Source organism: Rhodococcus sp. R1101 (genome assembly GCF_000278445.1).
GTDB classification, from domain to species: domain Bacteria; phylum Actinomycetota; class Actinomycetes; order Mycobacteriales; family Mycobacteriaceae; genus Rhodococcus; species Rhodococcus gordoniae.
In genome coordinates, this window is the sequence record NZ_AJVB01000841.1 from 1 (window position 1) to 845 (window position 845).

The window sequence follows — 845 nt, forward strand, 5'->3', positions numbered from 1 at the left end:
GCACGGATCTGTCCCCACCGGGGTGAGCGGCGGCTGGGCGGCGCAACACCACCACGTGATCGACTTCGGCGCCGCATGGAACCGTACCTTCGCCGAGATCACCCGCAGCCGCGGACGCGGCCGCCTGATGTCCGATCCGTCACTGCTGATCACCCGGCCCGCACTGTCCGATCCCGGCCTGCGGTTCACCCGCGAGGGCATCGAACACGAGCCGTTGTCGGTGCTGGCGCCGTGCCCGAACCTCGACAGCGCACCGCTCGCCTGGGCGGAACTCGCGGTGCCCTATCGCGACGAGCTGCTCGACGTCCTCGACCGCCGCGGATACGGCGGGATCACGGACGGGTTCCGCGTCGACCACATCGACACACCCGCGACCTGGCACGCTCGTGGTATGCAGGCGGGCAGCCCGTTCTCGAGCGCGCACGTCTTCCGCCAGACCGGACCGTTCCGGCGACGCAATCTCGACCCGGCCGTTCCCGGCGTGGTGCTCGCGGGTTCGGCGACGGTGCCCGGTGTGGGTGTGCCCACGGTGCTGTTGTCCGGAAGACTCGCCGCCGAACGGCTCGGTGTTCCGCGCGCGCGGTGACACGGGGGCACTTCCGCGGGAGCGGCGATACCGGGCGCAGTGCGCCTCGCGTCTCCACTAAACTGTCCTCGTTCGCCAGCATCTGCGCGCCGCGCATCCACGTCCACGGGGGAGGAACCGTACCGATGTCGTCCCCTGCCTCGCCCGACGCCGAGTCGCAGACCTCGCCCGCGCCGGAGGGGACGGCCGCACCGGTACGTGGGCCTTCGAAGTACGCCTTCCTGAGGAGTCCCGCCGGCAATGCCGCGCTGCTCGGCGC

Annotated in this window: 1 protein-coding gene; it reads left to right on the forward strand. The window is 71.5% G+C overall.

All coding sequences use genetic code 11. The features are described 5' to 3' along the window. A partial coding sequence (locus R1101_RS0124645) for an FAD-dependent oxidoreductase (protein ID WP_037225236.1) occupies nucleotides 1-586 on the forward strand: 586 nt, incomplete at its 5' end. Nucleotides 587-845 lie beyond the last annotated feature (259 nt).